Origin of the sequence: Paraburkholderia sabiae, from assembly GCF_030412785.1 — a bacterium.
Classification (GTDB): domain Bacteria; phylum Pseudomonadota; class Gammaproteobacteria; order Burkholderiales; family Burkholderiaceae; genus Paraburkholderia; species Paraburkholderia sabiae.
Genome location: NZ_CP125296.1, coordinates 436,707 through 453,015, shown reverse-complemented (window position 1 = coordinate 453,015; position 16,309 = coordinate 436,707). Strand labels below are relative to the sequence as shown.

The 16,309-nt window shown below is 63.0% G+C and carries 15 protein-coding genes; 3 read left to right on the top strand and 12 right to left on the bottom strand.

Translation table 11 applies throughout. The features are described 5' to 3' along the window. Positions 1–23: 23 nt before the first annotated feature. Complete coding sequence (locus QEN71_RS31660; protein WP_201647091.1) at positions 24–491, top strand: Hcp family type VI secretion system effector; 468 nt, start codon at positions 24–26, stop codon at positions 489–491. A 96-nt stretch (positions 492–587) separates the two neighbouring features. On the opposite strand, the gene QEN71_RS31655 is transcribed toward QEN71_RS31660, so the two are convergent. The 3 genes from QEN71_RS31655 to QEN71_RS31645 form a co-directional block, all read right to left on the bottom strand. Further along, positions 588–1,736 carry a branched-chain amino acid ABC transporter substrate-binding protein gene (locus QEN71_RS31655; RefSeq protein ID WP_201647090.1) on the bottom strand — a complete coding sequence of 383 codons (1,149 nt, stop codon included), beginning with the start codon at positions 1,734–1,736 and terminating at the stop codon, positions 588–590. Between the two features lie 91 nt (positions 1,737–1,827). Then, complete coding sequence (locus QEN71_RS31650) at positions 1,828–3,111, bottom strand: NAD(P)/FAD-dependent oxidoreductase (protein ID WP_201647089.1); 1,284 nt, start codon at positions 3,109–3,111, stop codon at positions 1,828–1,830. Beyond that, entirely contained in the window at positions 3,111–4,595 is a 1,485-nt protein-coding gene (locus tag QEN71_RS31645; protein ID WP_233471619.1) for an amino acid permease, read from the bottom strand. The genes QEN71_RS31650 and QEN71_RS31645 overlap by 1 nt, the downstream gene beginning before the upstream one ends. Positions 4,596–4,842: 247 nt before the next feature. Between QEN71_RS31645 and QEN71_RS31640 the strand changes: the two genes are divergently transcribed. Beyond that, a complete protein-coding gene (locus QEN71_RS31640; protein WP_201647088.1) occupies positions 4,843–6,285 on the top strand; it encodes an aminotransferase-like domain-containing protein in 1,443 nt (480 codons plus the stop codon). 18 nt (positions 6,286–6,303) lie between these two features. On the opposite strand, the gene QEN71_RS31635 is transcribed toward QEN71_RS31640, so the two are convergent. The 9 genes from QEN71_RS31635 to QEN71_RS31595 form a co-directional block, all read right to left on the bottom strand. Next, positions 6,304–7,374, bottom strand: coding sequence for an MBL fold metallo-hydrolase (locus QEN71_RS31635; RefSeq protein WP_201648036.1), 1,071 nt, complete (start codon positions 7,372–7,374; stop codon positions 6,304–6,306). Positions 7,375–7,483: 109 nt separating this feature from the next. Continuing rightward, positions 7,484–8,137 carry a peroxiredoxin gene (locus tag QEN71_RS31630; protein WP_201647087.1) on the bottom strand — a complete coding sequence of 218 codons (654 nt, stop codon included), beginning with the start codon at positions 8,135–8,137 and terminating at the stop codon, positions 7,484–7,486. Positions 8,138–8,420: 283 nt separating this feature from the next. Then, on the bottom strand, positions 8,421–9,467 hold the full coding sequence (locus QEN71_RS31625; protein WP_201647086.1) for an extracellular solute-binding protein: 1,047 nt from the start codon (positions 9,465–9,467) through the stop codon (positions 8,421–8,423). Positions 9,468–9,487: 20 nt separating this feature from the next. Further along, a complete protein-coding gene (locus QEN71_RS31620) occupies positions 9,488–10,615 on the bottom strand; it encodes an NAD(P)/FAD-dependent oxidoreductase (RefSeq protein WP_201647085.1) in 1,128 nt (375 codons plus the stop codon). Then, entirely contained in the window at positions 10,608–12,026 is a 1,419-nt protein-coding gene (locus QEN71_RS31615) for an FAD/NAD(P)-dependent oxidoreductase (protein ID WP_201647084.1), read from the bottom strand. Before QEN71_RS31615 ends, QEN71_RS31620 begins: the two co-directional genes overlap by 8 nt. Then, positions 12,019–12,321 carry a (2Fe-2S)-binding protein gene (locus QEN71_RS31610; protein ID WP_233471618.1) on the bottom strand — a complete coding sequence of 101 codons (303 nt, stop codon included), beginning with the start codon at positions 12,319–12,321 and terminating at the stop codon, positions 12,019–12,021. Before QEN71_RS31610 ends, QEN71_RS31615 begins: the two co-directional genes overlap by 8 nt. A gap of 23 nt (positions 12,322–12,344) precedes the next feature. After that, the gene (locus QEN71_RS31605) at positions 12,345–13,139 is read right to left on the bottom strand and encodes an ABC transporter permease (protein WP_201647082.1); all 795 of its coding nucleotides are present in this window, start codon (positions 13,137–13,139) and stop codon (positions 12,345–12,347) included. 24 nt (positions 13,140–13,163) lie between these two features. After that, positions 13,164–14,069, bottom strand: a complete 906-nt coding sequence (locus QEN71_RS31600; RefSeq protein WP_201647081.1) for an ABC transporter permease — start codon at positions 14,067–14,069, stop codon at positions 13,164–13,166. Continuing rightward, on the bottom strand, positions 14,062–15,153 hold the full coding sequence (locus QEN71_RS31595) for an ABC transporter ATP-binding protein (protein ID WP_201647080.1): 1,092 nt from the start codon (positions 15,151–15,153) through the stop codon (positions 14,062–14,064). The genes QEN71_RS31600 and QEN71_RS31595 overlap by 8 nt, the downstream gene beginning before the upstream one ends. Positions 15,154–15,454: 301 nt before the next feature. Here QEN71_RS31595 and QEN71_RS31590 point away from each other — a divergent pair, with 301 nt between their 5' ends. Beyond that, positions 15,455–16,300, top strand: coding sequence for an IclR family transcriptional regulator (locus QEN71_RS31590; protein ID WP_201647079.1), 846 nt, complete (start codon positions 15,455–15,457; stop codon positions 16,298–16,300). Positions 16,301–16,309: the final 9 nt, after the last annotated feature.

Here is a 16,309-nt window from a genome sequence, read left to right as displayed (position 1 = left end):
TAAACGCAACTGGAGACGTTCCGATGTCAAATGACGTATTTATAAAAATCGATAGCATTACGGGAGAATCGCAGGACGCACTGCATCCTGGAGAAATTCAGGTTGCCGATTGGACCTGGAAGATGTCGCAGCAGTCGTCAATGATGTCGGGGTCGGGTGGCGGTGCGGCCAAGGCCACCGTGGAAGATCTCGTGTTTTTCCATCAGATCGATCGGGCGAGTCCAAACCTGATGTCGTATTGCCTGACGGGGAAACATGTTCCGACGGCCGTATTGACGATGCGAAAGGCGGGAGGCCTACCCGTCGACTTTTTGCGAATCACGATGCGCGATGTAGTCGTCACCGGCGTAGAAATGTCCGCGAGCTATGAACAGGTTCGCCTGTCGTTCGCAAGCGTAAAACAGGAATATCTCGTGCAAAACGCCCAAGGCGGTAGTAGCGGCGTCGTCACCGGTATGTTCGACATTAAACAAAACACTCAAGGGCGCTAGTGCGCGGCTATTTCTACGTTGCGATCGTCAATAGGAGCGGCCGCGCGCCAGCGCGGCTTATGCAATTATCGCCTCGGGCTGTGTTGGGAAACCCGATCACACCCCTCCGCCCACGGTCCTCACACTCTTCCACTGCCCCTGCTGCACTTCGAAGAGCGTATAAGGCGGCTTGATCAGATCGCCATATGGATCGAACGTGATCTTCCCCGTCACGCCCGTCAGCGAGACTTTGGCCAGGCTCGCGACGATCTTCTGCCGGTCGAGCGAATCCGCATCGTGAATCGCCTTGATCATCGCCAGCGCGGCGTCATACGCAAACGGCGCATACAGCTCGACATCCTGATTGAAGCGCGCCTTATAGCGCTTGCCGAAGTCCTGCGCGGCGGGCAGTTTATCGAGCGCCGGTCCCGGTTCGAGATCCTGCGTGCGTTCGCCGGAAGCACCCGCAATCTGCAGGAACGCATTACTCTTCAACGCGCCCGCACCGAATAGTTGCGTCTGCATGCCGAGCGAGCGCATCTGCTTGACCAGCATCGCGCCCTGCTCGTCCAGTCCGCCGAAGAAAATCACATCGACATTCTTGCTCTTCAACGACGTGAGAATCGCGCGGAAATCGACGGCCTTGTCGTTGGTGAATTCGCGCGACACGATATTGCCGTTCGCTTCCTTCACGCCTTTTTCGAAGGCATCCGCGAGACCCTGACCGAACGCCGTGCGATCGTCGATGATGCCGATGCGCTTCGCCTTCATCTGCTCGACGACGAAATGCCCCGCCACCACACCGCCGATGCCGTCGTGCCCCATCGTGCGAAACACGTTCTTGAAGCCCTGCTTCGTGAGTTGCGGATTGGTCGAGCCCGGCGTGATCATCGCGACATTCGCGTTGTGATACACGGCCGAAGCCGGAATGCTGCACCCCGAGTTGTAATGGCCGATCACGCCGACTACGCCATCGTCGACGAGCTTCTGCGCGACCTGGATCGCCACGCGCGGATCGGCCTGATCGTCCTGTACATCGAGCACGAACTTGACGGGCTTGCCCGCGATGGTCGGATGCTTCGCGTTCTCTTCATCGAGCGCGAGTTGCGCGCCATATTGCAAGTCCTTGCCGACGCGCGCGACAGGGCCCGTCAACGGTCCGACAAAGCCGATCTTGACCACTTCCGGATCGGCGCCGAATGCGAACGAAGTTTGCGCGGCCAGAGCGCAAACTGCCAACCTGAACAGCCATGTACGTCGATTCATGATGCGCTCCTGTCGATAGAAGATGTCGCGCCTTTGGTGTATCGACTGACCCGATGCGCGACGCGTCGAAGTCGTCCGTTGAGTATTGCGTTCAGAACCGCGTCGCCGCGTAACGCGACAGATCGAGCGGCGGCGAGCGCCGCGCGACCAGATCGGAAACGATGCGCCCGCTCACGCCCGCCAGCGTCAGCCCGAGATGCTGATGACCGAATGCGTAAATCACGCGCTCGCTGGCGCTGGCGCGGCCCAGCACGGGCACACCGTCGGGCATCGTGGGCCGGAAGCCCAGCCACGAACTGTCGGGCTGCTGTAGCGCGGGCAACGCGCGCTTCGACGAAAACGTCAGCAGATCGAGCAGCGAACGGTTGCGCTCGTCGCTGAAGCCGCCCAGTTCGACCGTGCCCGCGACGCGCACGCCGTCGTCCATCGGCGTCATGTAGAAGCCGCGTTCGGCCCAGCCGACGGGCCGCGAAATCAGTTGCGTCGCGCCGCGATAGCGCACGTGATAGCCGCGCTCGGTATCGAGCGGCACACGGTCGCCGCATTGCGCCGCGAACTTCGCGGAACGCGCGCCTGTCGCGACGACGACATGATCGAAGCGCCGCTGCACGCCATCGTCCGTCGTCAGCGTCACGCCTTGCGCGGCGGGCGCTAGCGCGCTCACTGCCTTGCGTTCGAGTTCGAGGCCTCGCGTCGCGAGCAACTCATACAGCGACGTCAGAAAGCCTTGCGGATCGGAGAAGTGCCAGCTGTCGCTGAATAGCACGCCGCGCTCGAAGATCGGCGCAAGCGAAGGTTCGAGCGCGCGCACGTCCGCACCAGACAAAACATCGAACGACACACCGAGCTGCTCGCGCAGATTCAATGAAGCACGCGATGCATCGAACGACACACCGAGCTGCTCGCGCAGATTCAATGAAGCACGCGATGCATCGAACGAAGCCGCGCTCGAATACAGATACAAACACTCGCGCGGCCGCACATATTTTGCGAGCGCGGGCTCTTCGAGCAGCGGCGCGTAGCCGGCCTGTGCCTGCGCGAGCAACGCGGCAAGTGCGCCCGCACTCGCTTCGTAACGGCTCCGCGTCGAGTTGACCATGAAGCGCGCGAGCCACGGCATCACGTGCGGCAGATAGCTCCAGCGCAAACGGAACGGGCTCTCGCTCGACAGCAGAAAGCGCGGCAGATCGCGAAACACGGACGGGTTGTTCACGGGAATGCAGCCATACGGCGCGAACGTGCCCGCGTTGCCGAACGACGCGCCCTGCGCCACACCGGACGGATCGAACAGCGTCACGCGATGCCCGTCGCGCATCAGCCAGCCGGCGCTCGCAAGCCCGATGAATCCCGCGCCGACAATGCCGATCTCTGCCATCAACGCTCTCCCGACAACGCGCGGCCGTCGGCGGCAGCGAGATAGCCCGTGCGCGTGCCGTTATCCGCATCACTTGCAGGACGGCGCTTCGCCGCGAGCAACCACGCCGCCGACGCCACCGCGAGACTCGCAACGCTCGCCATCAGTTGCGGACGCAGTTCGGCATCCATGCCCATCGCGAGCAGCACGCCGATGATCGCCACGACGACCGCATACGAGAGCCACGGAAAGAGCCACATCGGCAGTTCGGGTTGCACGCCCTGCGCGCCGAGTCGCCGGCGAATGCGGATTTGCGCGAGCGCAGTTGCGAGGTAGACGAACAGCATCACCGCGCCCGATGCATTCACGAGAAACAGAAACACGCCCTGCGGCGACACGATGGCCGCGATGATCGCCACGTAGCCGACCACGCTGCTCAACAGCACGGCAAGGCGAGGCACGCGCGACGGCGTGAGGCGCAGCAGCGCGCGCGGCGCATCGCCACGGCCCGCGAGACGGAACAGAATGCGCGACGACACATACAGCCCGGAATTGAGCGCCGACAGCACGGCGACGAGCACGATCGCGTTCATGATGTCGGCGGCACCCGGCACGTGCATCGTTTCGAGCGCGGCGACGAACGGCGAATGGCCCGTCACGATGCTCGTCCACGGCACGATGCACGCGATCAGGAACATCGAGCCGACGTAGAACGTGATCACGCGCAGGATCACCGAGCGCGTCATCGCGGCGACGCTCTTCGCCGGATTGTCGGACTCGGCGGCGGCGATCGTCGCGATTTCCGCGCCGCCCACCGCGAAGATCACGGTCGGCACGGCCGCGAACACGGACATCGTGCCGAACGGCAGGAAGCCCTTCGCCGCCGTCAGATTGCTCCACGCACTGTGCGTGTGGCCGAAGCCGAACACCCACGCCGCGCCGATCGCGATGAACACGATGATGGCCGCGACCTTGATCGACGCGAACCAGAACTCGAATTCGCCGTACGACTTCACCGACATCAGGTTGATGAACGTCATCACCGACAGCAGCACGAGCCCGATCATCCACACGGGCGCCGGTATCCAGCGCTGCAGGATCGCGGCGCCCGCGACCGCTTCGACGGCGACGACGATCACCCAGAAGTACCAGTAGAGCCAGCCGCTCGTGAAGCCCGCCCAGTCGCCGAGGCCGATGCGCGCGTATTCGGTGAACGAGCCGACGCCCGGGACGGCGAGCGCCATCTCGCCGAGCATGCGCATCACCAGTAGCACGACGATGCCCGCGACCAGGTACGACAGGCACGCAGCCGGCCCGACCGTGCTGAGCGTCGCGCTGCTGCCCACAAAAAGACCCGCGCCGATGATGCCGCCGAGCGAAATCATCGTGACGTGCCGTTGACGCAATGCCACGCCGAGACGGGGGCTCGTGCTTTCCTGCGTGCTTTCCTGCGTTCTTTCCAGGCCGTCGCCCGCCGCGCGGACGTGTGTGCTGCTCTCTGCCATGCGAAATCTCCTTCCAGCTCGATCCTTCGTTCGAAACCACACAAAATCTGATTCAAAGAATCACACAACAATTTTTTGTGTGCAATTAAAAAGCTCATTGTGTGGTCCAGGATTTTCCCTGGCGCAATTGGGCCTGGTCCTTGCCGGGCTTGAAATACATGGCACGGACGCGTATCTGGTATAAAATCCGGCGAACTGGCACAAACAGGCAGACAAAACCTGTTTTGTATGGAGACAGGGCGAGACGATGGCTTCCAGCAGACACAAGGCGGCACACAGCAACGGTGTCACGACCGAAACGGACCAGACAAACGGCGATGCCGTCCAGACAAAACGCGCGACCTATATCGAGGTTTCGGCGTCGATCGAGGACGAGATTCGCGGCGGCGTCTATCCGCCGGGCAGCCGTCTGCCGCCGCAGCGTCAGCTCGCGACGGAACTCGGCATCAACGTGTCGACGGTGTCGCGCGCGTACAAGGAATTGCAGCTGCGCGGCCTGGTGATCGGCAGCAAGCGGCGCGGTTCGCTGGTGACGGGCGGCGCGATGCCGCGTGTCGAGACGGCGAGTGCGGCCAATGCTGCGCCGGGCGGCGCGATCGACCTGACCGTCAACCGGCCCGCGACGGGCGAATTCCTCGCGTGCCTCGCCACGACGCTTCCCAATCTGCCGCGCGATCCGCGCTATCCATCGCTACAGGAATATCAGCCGCCGCAAGGCCCCGACTGGGCGCGCGCGGCGGGCGCGAAGTGGATGGCGGCGCCTGGGTTCACGCCGTCGCCGGAACATCTCGTCGTGACGAGCGGCGCGCAGCACGGTCTCTATGCCGTGCTCAACAGCCTGATCGGAACGGACGGCGTGATCATCGCGGACCGGCTCACGTACTACGGTCTGAAAGCGCTCGCGCCCGTATTTCAGTTCGAGATCGTCAGTGTGCCGAGCGACCGCGACGGCCTGATCACCGATGAAGTCGAACGCATTTGCAGCCGTGTGCCCGTCAAGGCGATCTTCACGGTGCCGAATCTGCAGAACCCCACGGTGACGACGATGAGTCTCGAACGGCGCGTCGCGCTCGTCGATATCGCGCGTCGTTATGGCGTGGCAATCATCGAAGACGACGTCTATGGTCCGCTCGTCTCGCAGCGCCTGCCGACACTCGCTAGCCTGTGTCCCGAGCTGACGTTTCATATCGCCGCGACGTCGAAGATCCTCGCGCCCGGCTTGCGGCTCGGCTATCTGCTGAGTCCGCCCGAACGCTCCGCGCTCGCCGCCGAAGCCGTCCGCACCACTGCATGGATGCCCGCGCCGATGTCGATGCTGATCGCAACGATATGGATCGAGGACGGCACCGCGCGGCGCATCATGGACGCGCAACTGGCCGAGATTCGCGTGCGGCACGACCTTGCGCGGCAGATCCTGCCGCAGGAGTGGCTGGAGTCCGATCCCGCGTGCATGTTCGTGTGGCTCAAGCTGCCGCCGCCGTGGCGCGCCGACGATTTCGCCGCGAACGCGAAAGCGCGCGGCGTGGTGGTGATGCCGTCGTCAGCGTTCGCTGTTGATCGCGCGGAAGTCGAGCATGGCGTGCGGATCAATCTCGCATGCGCGTCGTCGCGCGAGCAGCTGGTGAGCGCGTTGCAGACGCTCGCGCATGCATTGCGCGATCGTCCGCGTGCGCTGTTCGGTACGATTTAACTGCTGCGATTCACGCGTCTACACGCTGCCGTTTTCGACGACACGTCCTTCCGCGCGCCAGCGCAACATGCCGCCCGCGAGATTCGCGACATCCTCGAAACCGGCCTGGCGAAGAATCACCGTCGCCTGCGCCGAGCGGCCGCCCGCGCGACATACCGTGACGATGGGGCGCTCCTTGCCGAGTTCCGCCGTGCGTTTCGCAAGACTGCCGAGCGAGATCAGCTTCGCTTCGGGAATACGCCCGAGCGGACCGTCGTATTCATCCGGCTCGCGCACGTCGAGAATCTGCACCGCCTGCAGATGCTCTTCGAGCCATTGCGGATGAATCTCCCAGATCCCCGCGAACGTGTACGTAAGGGGAGCCCATTCGGGCAGCGGCTTTTGTGAAGGATCGTTTGCCGCAACGCCGCACTTCATGTTCGCAGGAACAGCCACGTCGATCTGCCGCGGATGCGGCAAGCCGAGATTCGTCATGTAGCCGCTGAAATCTTCTTCGCACAGTTCGCCGCCGAGCCGCGGGTTGAAGCGCCGCTCTTCGGCGACGCTCGTCACCGTGAGTCCGCGATAATCGTGCGCCGGATACAGCAGGCAGGTTTCGGGCAGCGAGAATAGCTGTTCGTGCACTGCGTGATACAGCGCATGCGGACTGCCGTTCTGAAAGTCGGTGCGCCCTGTTCCGCGAATCAGCAGACAGTCGCCCGTGAAAGCCATCGATTCATCGTCGAGTACGAGACTGATGCAGCCATTCGTATGACCAGGCGTTGCACGCACCTGAAGATGACGCGCACCGAACGCAATCGAATCGCCGTGACTCACATAGCGGTCCGCGCCTTCCGCGCCACTCGCCGCCGATATCGCAATCTCACTGCCGGTGCGCTTTTTCAGCAGCCACGCGCCCGTCACATGATCCGCGTGAACGTGCGTGTCGATCGTACAAAGCAGGCGAAGGCGCAACTCGTCGAGCAGCGCTGCATCGCGGCGCGCCTGTTCGAATACCGGGTCGATAAGCACGGCTTCGCGCGTGTCGCTGTCCGCGAGCAGATAGGTATAGGTCGACGATTGCTGGTCGAACAGCTGTCGGAAGATCAGCACGCTCACGGTCTCTCAACGGGTGTCGAAATGGCTTTAGATGCAGAGTGCAAGCACGCCGGTGCGCGCCCTGTTTCGATGCTGCGCGCGCCGGCTCTTGCCAGATGTCTTACTTCGGTTGCTGCACGTAGCGAAGATACGGCTTCAACGTCTTGAAGCCCTGCGGATACTTTTCCTTCGCCGCGTCGTCGGAAACGGACGTCGGAATAATCACGTCTTCGCCCGGCTTCCAGTTCACCGGCGTTGCAACCGTGTGCTTCGCGCTCAGTTGCAGCGAGTCGAGCAAACGCAGCACTTCATCGAAGTTGCGGCCCGAACTCATCGGATAGACGAACGTCGCCTTGACCTTCTTGTCCGGCCCGATCAGGAAGACCGCACGTACCGTCGCGTTGTCGACCGCCGTGCGCGGACCGCCGCTCGCTTCCGGGTGAATCATGTCATAGAGCTTCGCGACTTTCAGATCGTGGTCGCCAATCATCGGATAGTTGACCGCGTTGCCCTGCGTTTCTTCGATGTCCTTCGCCCACTTCTGGTGATCGGTGACAGGGTCGATGCTGAGCCCGATGATCTTCGTATTGCGTTTGTCGAACTCCGGCTTGAGTCCCGCCATATAGCCGAGTTCGGTCGTGCAGACGGGCGTGAAGTCTTTTGGATGCGAGAACAGAATGGCCCAGCTATCGCCGATCCACTCATGAAAACGAATCGTGCCTTGCGTGGTTTCCGCCTCGAAATCGGGGGCTACTTCTCCTAGTCGAATCGCCATCTTCATCCTCCTTGAGAAAAGGTGCGAACCGATGCGTCGTTTCACGCTGCGAGACGCGCCTGAACGGGCAATCGGTAACTTTTATAGCGTAGAACATTTGCAGGATTCGTGCGCGTTTTGTAATTCAGCGCATTTATTCCGTGCTGTTGTGTCTGTTGGGGCACAGACGGAACCGTCGTGCATAGCGGGCGCGAGGCGATGTGGCGGGACGTGAGACGAAGGATAAAGCTAATGCGGCAGCGGCGGCGCGTCAACGCGACGCGCCGCCGCATGCATGAATCATTTACTGTTCGATCTGCCGGTTCCAGCGCTGATCCCACTGCGCGCGGTGCGCGTTGATCGAATCCCAATCGACCACCGTCACCTTCTTCACCAGATCGTCGAGATTGCCGAGGCTCTTTTGCATCGCGGGCGTCATCGTCGCGTGCTCGTTGGTCGGAATCTGCTTGCCGGCTGCCGCCGCTTTCGATTGCGCCGGCGCCGACAGCAGGAACTGCGCGAGCTTCTGCGCAAGCTGCGGGTCCGCGTTGTTCTTCACGACGCACAGATCGACGAGCAGCAGTACCGCGCCTTCTTTCGGATTCGCGTAGCCGACGGGAATGCCCTTGTCCTGCAGATCGCCGACGGCCGTCGGTGTCAGCGGGAAAATGCCTGCTTCGCCCGTCTGCACCATCTCCGAGAGCTTCGCCGAATTCGGAATGTACTCGACGACATTCGGCCCTACCGTGGTCGACCACTTGCTGAAGCCCGGCTCGACGTTCTGATCGCTGCCGCCCATCAGACGGTTGATCGCGAGAAAGCCGTGCAGGCCGAACGTGCTGCTCGACGCGGATTGAAACACCACTTTGCCCTTGTACTTCGGATTGGCGAAGTCCATCCATGACGTAGGCGGCGCCCAGCCTTTCTCCGCGAACAGCTTCGTGTTGTAGCCGATGCCCGTCATGCCGAGTTGCACGCCCGCGCCGATATCGTCCTTCATCCGCGCGAACGGATACAGCTCCTTGAGCACGGGCGCATCGTCGAGCTTCTGGCATACGCCCATGCTGACGGCGCGGGCCATCACGCCATCGTCGAGAAACACGACGTGCATCTGCGGGCTGTTGCGATTCGCGAGCAGTTTCGCGAGCACATCCGACGACGTGCCCGGCACCACCACCACTTTCACGTTGTTGGCCTTCTCGAAGTCGGGCAGCACCTGACTCGTGTACGCCTTCTCCATCGGACCGCCGTTCATGCCGATGTAGATCGTTTTGGTTTGCGACCAGGCAGGCGCGGCGGCGCCGATCGCGAAGACGGCGGCCAGTGCCGCGACCGTGCTTGACAGCTTCATCGTGGGTCTCCTTGACATGACTAAAGAACAGCGGGGATCGCGCTTCGGTTGAAGCGGCCGATCGCAAATGCGTCGAGCGGCGTGGACGTTTCGCCGTCGATCACGAGGTCGGCCAACACCTCGCCGACACCGGGCGCGAGCAGAAAGCCGCCGCCCGAAAAACCGAATGCATGCAACAGGCGCGGCACTTTCTGGCTTGCGCCGATCACGGGATTGCTGTCGGGCGTTTCGCCTTCGACGCCGCTCCACGTACGGATCAGCAACGCGTCACGCAACGCGGGCAACAGTGCGCAGGCATCGCGCATCACGGCGCGCGTGGTGTGCGTCGACGGTTGCGCATATTCGCCGTCGCCATGTCCGCGTCCGCCGCCAATCACGCAGTTGCCGCGCTCGACCTGACGCGCATACACGCCGCCGCCTACGACGCCGAGGTTGTGCATCACGAAGCGCGGCAGCGGCTCGGTGACCCACATGTTTGGATAGATCGGCTTCATCGGCACCGCTTCGCCGAAAAATCCGGCGACCGTGTTCGCCCATGCGCCTGCGCTGTTGATCAGCCAGTCGGCGGTGATGCGCTCGTCGCCCGCGCGAATCTGGAAGCGCGTGCCGTCGTGAGTGATGTCGGTGATGGCGGTTTGCTCGCGTATCACCGCGCCGGCGCGTTGCGCCGCGCGCGCGAAACCAGGCGACACGAGGCGCGGATTCGCGTGTCCGTCGCTCATGCACAACGAGCCGCCGAGCGCCGCTTCGCCGAGCCACGGATAACGCTTGCGAAACGATGCGCCTGCCATCAGCTGCGTGTCGAGTCCGTGTTCGCGCGCCATCGCGGCCCATGTTTCGAGCACGGCGAAATCGCTTTCGCGTCGCGCGAGCCGAAGATGTCCCGATACAACGAGTTCTCCGTCGATGCCGATCAGTTCGGGCAAGCGATCCCACACGCGTCGCGCGCGCATCGCGAGCGGCATCTGTTCGGCGGGACGTCCCTGGCAGCGCACGCCGCCGTAGTTGACGCCGCTTGCCTGCGCGCCGCAATAGCGACGTTCGAACAGCGCGACGCGCACACCGCGCCGCGCGAGCATCAGCGCCGCCGACGAGCCAACGAGCCCGCCGCCCGCAATCACGACCTGATAGTGAGCGGCGTCACTCATCGCGCGCCTCCTCGGGGATTGCTGCAACGTCGTCGTCGAACAGCATCGGCGAAATCGGAATGGGCTTGATGGGCGACTGGCTGCGCAAACGGCCGACGTCTTCGAGTGGACGACCGGTTTCATCGCTGAGCAGCGCAATGGCCGCTTCGCCGCACATACGTCCCTGGCAACGTCCCATGCCGATGCGCGTCAGCGCCTTGAGCCGGTTGATCTCGCGCGCCTCGCCGCCGCGAATGCAGCGCCTCAACGTGCCTGCGTCGACTTCTTCGCAGCGGCACACAATCATGTCGTCGGGCCATTGCCTGGCGGGTTGCTGCGGCGGCGCAAAGGCCGTTTCGATACCCGCACGGAACACCGCGATGCGTTGCAACCGGTGTTCGAGCGTCGCGGCATCCAGGTCGCCAGGTTGAGCGACGCCGAGGTCGTCGAGCAGTGCGAGCGCCGCACGGCGTCCCGCAAGTTCGGCTGCATCGGCGCCCGCGATGCCCGCGCCGTCGCCTGCCAGATAGATGCCCTGCACGGAACTGCGGCCCGCCGCATCGCGTTCGGGTAGCCAGCAGCGATTCAATTCGTCGAAGCGAAAACGGCAGCCTGCGAGATCGGCGAGTTGCGTTTCGGGACGCAGGCCGAAGCCGAGGCCGACGGCATCGCAGGCGATGTGTGCTTCGTTGCCGTTAGAAGTCTTGAAGCGGATGCCCGTTACGTGCTGCGCGCCTTCGATGCCGTTCAGCGTCACGCCGCGCATCACCTTGACGCCACGCGCCTTTAGCCACGCGACGTAATACACGCCCTTCGCAAACGTCGACGGCTGGCTGATGAGCTTCAGAACCGCCGCGACCTGACGAGACCACGCGCTCGTATCGAGCACGGCTTCGATCTGCGCGCCCGCCTTCACGTACTGATACGCGACGAGATACAGCAACGGCCCCGTGCCCGCCAGCACGACGCGCCGCCCGATCGCGCAGCCTTGCGCCTTCAACGCGACCTGCGCGCCGCCGAGCGTATAAACGCCTGGCAAGGTCCAGCCCGGCACAGGCAACACGCGATCCGTCGCGCCGCTCGCGATGATCAGATGCGTGAACGGCACGCTCGTCTCGTGGCCGTTGCACAGCGTATCGAGCCTGCCGCTTTCGCACGACCACACGAGCGTCTCCGGCCGATAGTCGATCTGCGGCAGCAGCGCGCGCATTGTTTCGTGCACGGCATCGGCTTTCTTCGATTCGAAGCCGTACAGGGTCGCCTTGCTGCGCGTGAAGCCCGCATCCGCAGGCGGCTGCCGATAAATCTGTCCGCCCCAGCGCGCGTTTTCGTCGATCACAATCGGTCGAATGCCCGCTTCCACAAGCGTCTGCGCCGCGCGAATCCCCGCAGGCCCCGCGCCGACGATCACCACCTGCCGCTCGCTATTCATCGCGCGCTCCGTTCGTCACGACGCGCATGCCCTGCTTCACGAGCGTCGAACAGGCACGAACGCGCGCGCCGTCTTCACAACGCACCCAGCAGTCCTGGCATGCGCCGATCATGCAAAAACCCGCGCGCGGCTCGCCGCTGAACTCGCTGTGACGCACGTGACGCTGCTGCATCAGGATCGCCGTCAATACCGTGTCGCCCGTCAGCGCGCCCACTTCGACGCCGTCGAGAAAGAACGACAACGGCGCGCGTCCCGCTTCGGCGACGCGCAGCAACTGGCTGCTGGAACTGGACATGTGAGCGTGAGTGGTGGGAGCCATCAATGCTGGCCAATCAGGATGCGGTTGAGCCCGTAGACGCGATCCAGCAGCAGCATCGCGCCCGCCGTGATGAAGATGACGAGCGCGGACACGGACGCCATCATCGGATCGATCGATTCCGTTGCGTACATGTACATGCGCACGGGCAACGTGACCGTCTGCGGCGACGTGATGAAGACCGACATCGTCAATTCGTCGAAGCTGTTGATGAACGCGAGCAGCCAGCCGCCCGTGATGCCGGGCACGATCATCGGCAACGTGATGCGGCGGAACGTCGTCCATGCATCGGCGCCGAGCGCCGACGCCGCGTGCTCGATGCTGCGATCCATTCCACTCACCGATGCCAGCACGAGACGCATCACGAACGGCGTGATGACGATCATGTGCGCAAGAATCAGCCACGCGAACGAACCCGTCGCGCCGATCAAAGCGAAGAAGCGCAACATCGCGATGCCGAGTACGAGGCCGGGAATCACGAGCGGCGACAGCAGCAGCGCATTGAGAAAGTTGCGCCCCGGAAAACGTGCGCGGCCTATCGCGAGACCGGCGGGCAACGCGATCACGAGCGACAGCGTCGCCGATGCAAAAGCCAGTTTCAGGCTGTTGAAGAAGGCCGTGATGAAGTCGGGATAGTCGAGAATCGCGCGGAACCAGCGCAGCGAGAAACCGTGCGTCGGCAGCGTCAACGTTTCGTCCGGCGTGAACGCGACGAGCACGACGATCGCGAGCGGCGCGAGCACGAACAGAATCACGACAGTATGAAACGCGAGTGCAAAGAAGCCGTTCTTGCGCATGATGTTTTGCCTGTCGTGTCGGGATCAACCCATGCTGCGCGCGTAGCGCCGCTCGAGCACGCGGTAGTACGTGAGCATCACGACGAGATTCGCAACCAGCAGCAGCATCGCGATCGTCGCGCCGAGCGGCCAGTTCATCGAACTCAGGAACTGGTCGTAGACGGCTGTCGCCGCGACCTTCAAACGCCTGCCGCCAAGCAAACCAGGAATCGCAAAGGCACTCGCCGACAGACCGAACACCATCAGGCTCCCCGACAGAATGCCGGGCACGAGTTGCGGCAGCACGATACGGCGCAACGTCGTCGCAGGCGATGCCATCAGCGAGAGCGCGGCATTCTCCGTCTGCGGATCGAGCCGTTGTAGCGCGGTCCAGACGGGAATCACCATGAACGGCAGCATCACGTGAACAAGCGCGATAACGATGGCGAAGGTCGTGTATTCGAGCTTGTACGGCCCGAGTCCGAACAGCGCGAAGGCCTGATTGACGAGGCCGTTCGTGTTCAGCAGCATGCTCCAGCCGAACGCGCGCACTACGACCGAAACCAGCAGCGGCGCGAGTATCGCCAGCAGAAACAGCGAGCGCCACGGATCGCCCATGCGTGACAGCACATACGCTTCGGGCGTGCCGATCGCGACGCACAGCACCGTCGTCAGCAATGCAATGCCGAAAGTGCGCAGAAAGATCGTGTGGAAATACGATGAGCCGAGCACTTCCACGTAGTTGTGAAAATCGAACGCGGCAATCGGGCCGCTCGCGGGATCGAAGCGATAGAAGGTGAGCGCAAGGGTCATCGCGAGCGTCACGAGCACGAGCGTCGCGAACAGGATCAGCGCGGGCGCGCTCATCAGCCACAGCGGCACGTATGCGTGCCACGGCGCGCGCGCCGTGCGTCGGCTCGTATCGGGTGTGACGGGCAGCGTGCTATCCATGCGCGCGCTCCTGTCCGATCAGTCGCAGCGAATCGGCGTGCCAGTCGATACCGACTCTCGCGCCCTCCGCAAACGGTTCGTTGCCTTCGTTCTGGCAACACACGAGCATCTCGCCGACGCGGCTGTCGAGCCGATACAACCACTGGCTGCCGAGAAAAAAGCGGCTCGTCACATTGCCCGCAAGACGGCCTTCGCCGGGCGCGCACAGCCGCAGCTTTTCCGGGCGAATGCACAGCGTGACAGCATCGCCGACATCGATCGCCTGCCCTTGCGAACCAAGTTGCGTCATGCTGCCCGTCTCCGCGAGATCGTGGCCGAAGTCGATACGAATCGCGTCGCCGTCGCGTGACACGATCTTGCCCGCCAGCATGTTCGCCTTGCCGATGAACTGCGACACGAACAGATTCTCCGGCCGCTCGTACGCGCGATACGGCGTGTCGATCTGCGTGATGCGCCCCGCTTCCATCACGACGACGCGATCGCTGATCGACAGCGCTTCGGACTGATCGTGCGTGACCATGATCGTCGTCGTGCCGATCTTGCGCTGAATGGCGCGCAGTTCGAACTGCATGTCTTCGCGCAATTTCGCATCGAGATTCGACATCGGTTCGTCGAGCAGCAGCACGGGCGGCGCGATCACAATGGCGCGTGCAATCGCGACACGCTGCCGCTGACCGCCCGACAGCTCGCGCGGAAAACGATGTGCAAGCGAATCGAGCCGCACCAGCGCCAAGGCTTCGCGCACGCGGTCCTTGCGCTCGGCTTTATCGACGCCGCGCATTTCGAGCCCGAAGCTCACGTTCTGCGCGACGCTCATATGCGGAAACAGCGCGTAGCTTTGAAAAACGATGCCGAGACCGCGCCGGTTCGGCTTCATATGCGTGATGTCGCGGCCATCGAGCGTGATGCGACCGCGCGTCGTGTCGATGAAGCCCGCGATCATCTGCAGCGTCGTCGTCTTGCCGCAGCCCGACGGGCCCAGCAGCGAAACGAACTCGCCCTTTTCCACCGACAGGTTGATGCCCGTCACGGCATGCAGATCGCCGAACGTCTTTGATACGTCAGTCAATGTGAGGAACGACATGGTCTGGCCTTTCGGTGCGAGGCACCGGCTGTATCGACGTGTGTCTGTTGAGCCGACTCTAGCTAGCCAAATTCCAGAGCGTCAACGTCAAATTCCAATGAATGATATAAAGATCCGTTTTCTTCCATTGAATGGAATAAGTTTGCTCCGCTTACGCGTTGTTGTTCCGCTGTGCGTTCCTGGTGAAAGTACTGAATCGCACTGCGCGCATAGCTCGCAGCGCAGCATCGCGGACGTGTCTGTTTTTCAGCGCGAACATCGGCTAGTATTCCGTTCAATGGAATCCTGATCGAGATCGCCGATGAATCCTTCGAAGGAGCCCGACGCGCCAGGCGCGGGCATGTTGCAGCGGGCATTTGCCGTGATCCGCGCGCTCGGCGAGATTCAGCCGGAAGGCGGCCGCGTGACGCGCGTCGCGAAAGCCGTCGGGCTCACGCAGGCCACCGTGCATCGCATCCTGCACGCGCTGATTGCCGAAGGCATCGTCGAGCAGGACCAGAACACGAAGCTTTATCGGCTGAGCGTCGACTTCTTTGCGCTCGCCGCGCAAGCGGGCAATCCGAGCGGCATGCGCGCGCTGTGCCGCCCCGCTCTGCTGCGTTTATGCGCGAGCCTCGGCGACACGATCTTTCTGCTCGTCAAAAGCAGCTTCGACGCCGTGTGCCTCGACATGTGCGAAGGACCGTTTCCGATCCGCTCGTTCACGGGCGATATCGGCGGGCGAGTGGCACTGGGTGTCGGCCAGGGCAGTCTCGCGATTCTCGCGTTCCTGCCCGAAGCGGAGCGCGAAGAAATCATTCGATTCAACGTGCCGCGTCTGCGCAGTTATGGCGTGCTCGACGAGGTCTATCTGCGCACGGAAATCGAACGCGTGCGGCAACTCGGCTACGCGGGACGCAACAGCGGCGTGCTCGAAGGCATGGCGGGCGTCGCGGTGCCGATCATCGACCGCACGGGTTGCGCGGTGGCCGCGTTGAGCGTTGGCACGTTGTCGGCGCGTCTGGGCGAAGACCGGCTGCCGATGGTCGTCGAACTGCTGAAGCGGCAAGCGGATCTCATCGGGCCGCAAGTGAATCCGTTCGACGTCGCGATGCGCCGTCCGATGCACGGCCTCACGCGCGCGATGACGACGGAACCGATCGCCTGATACGCAGGC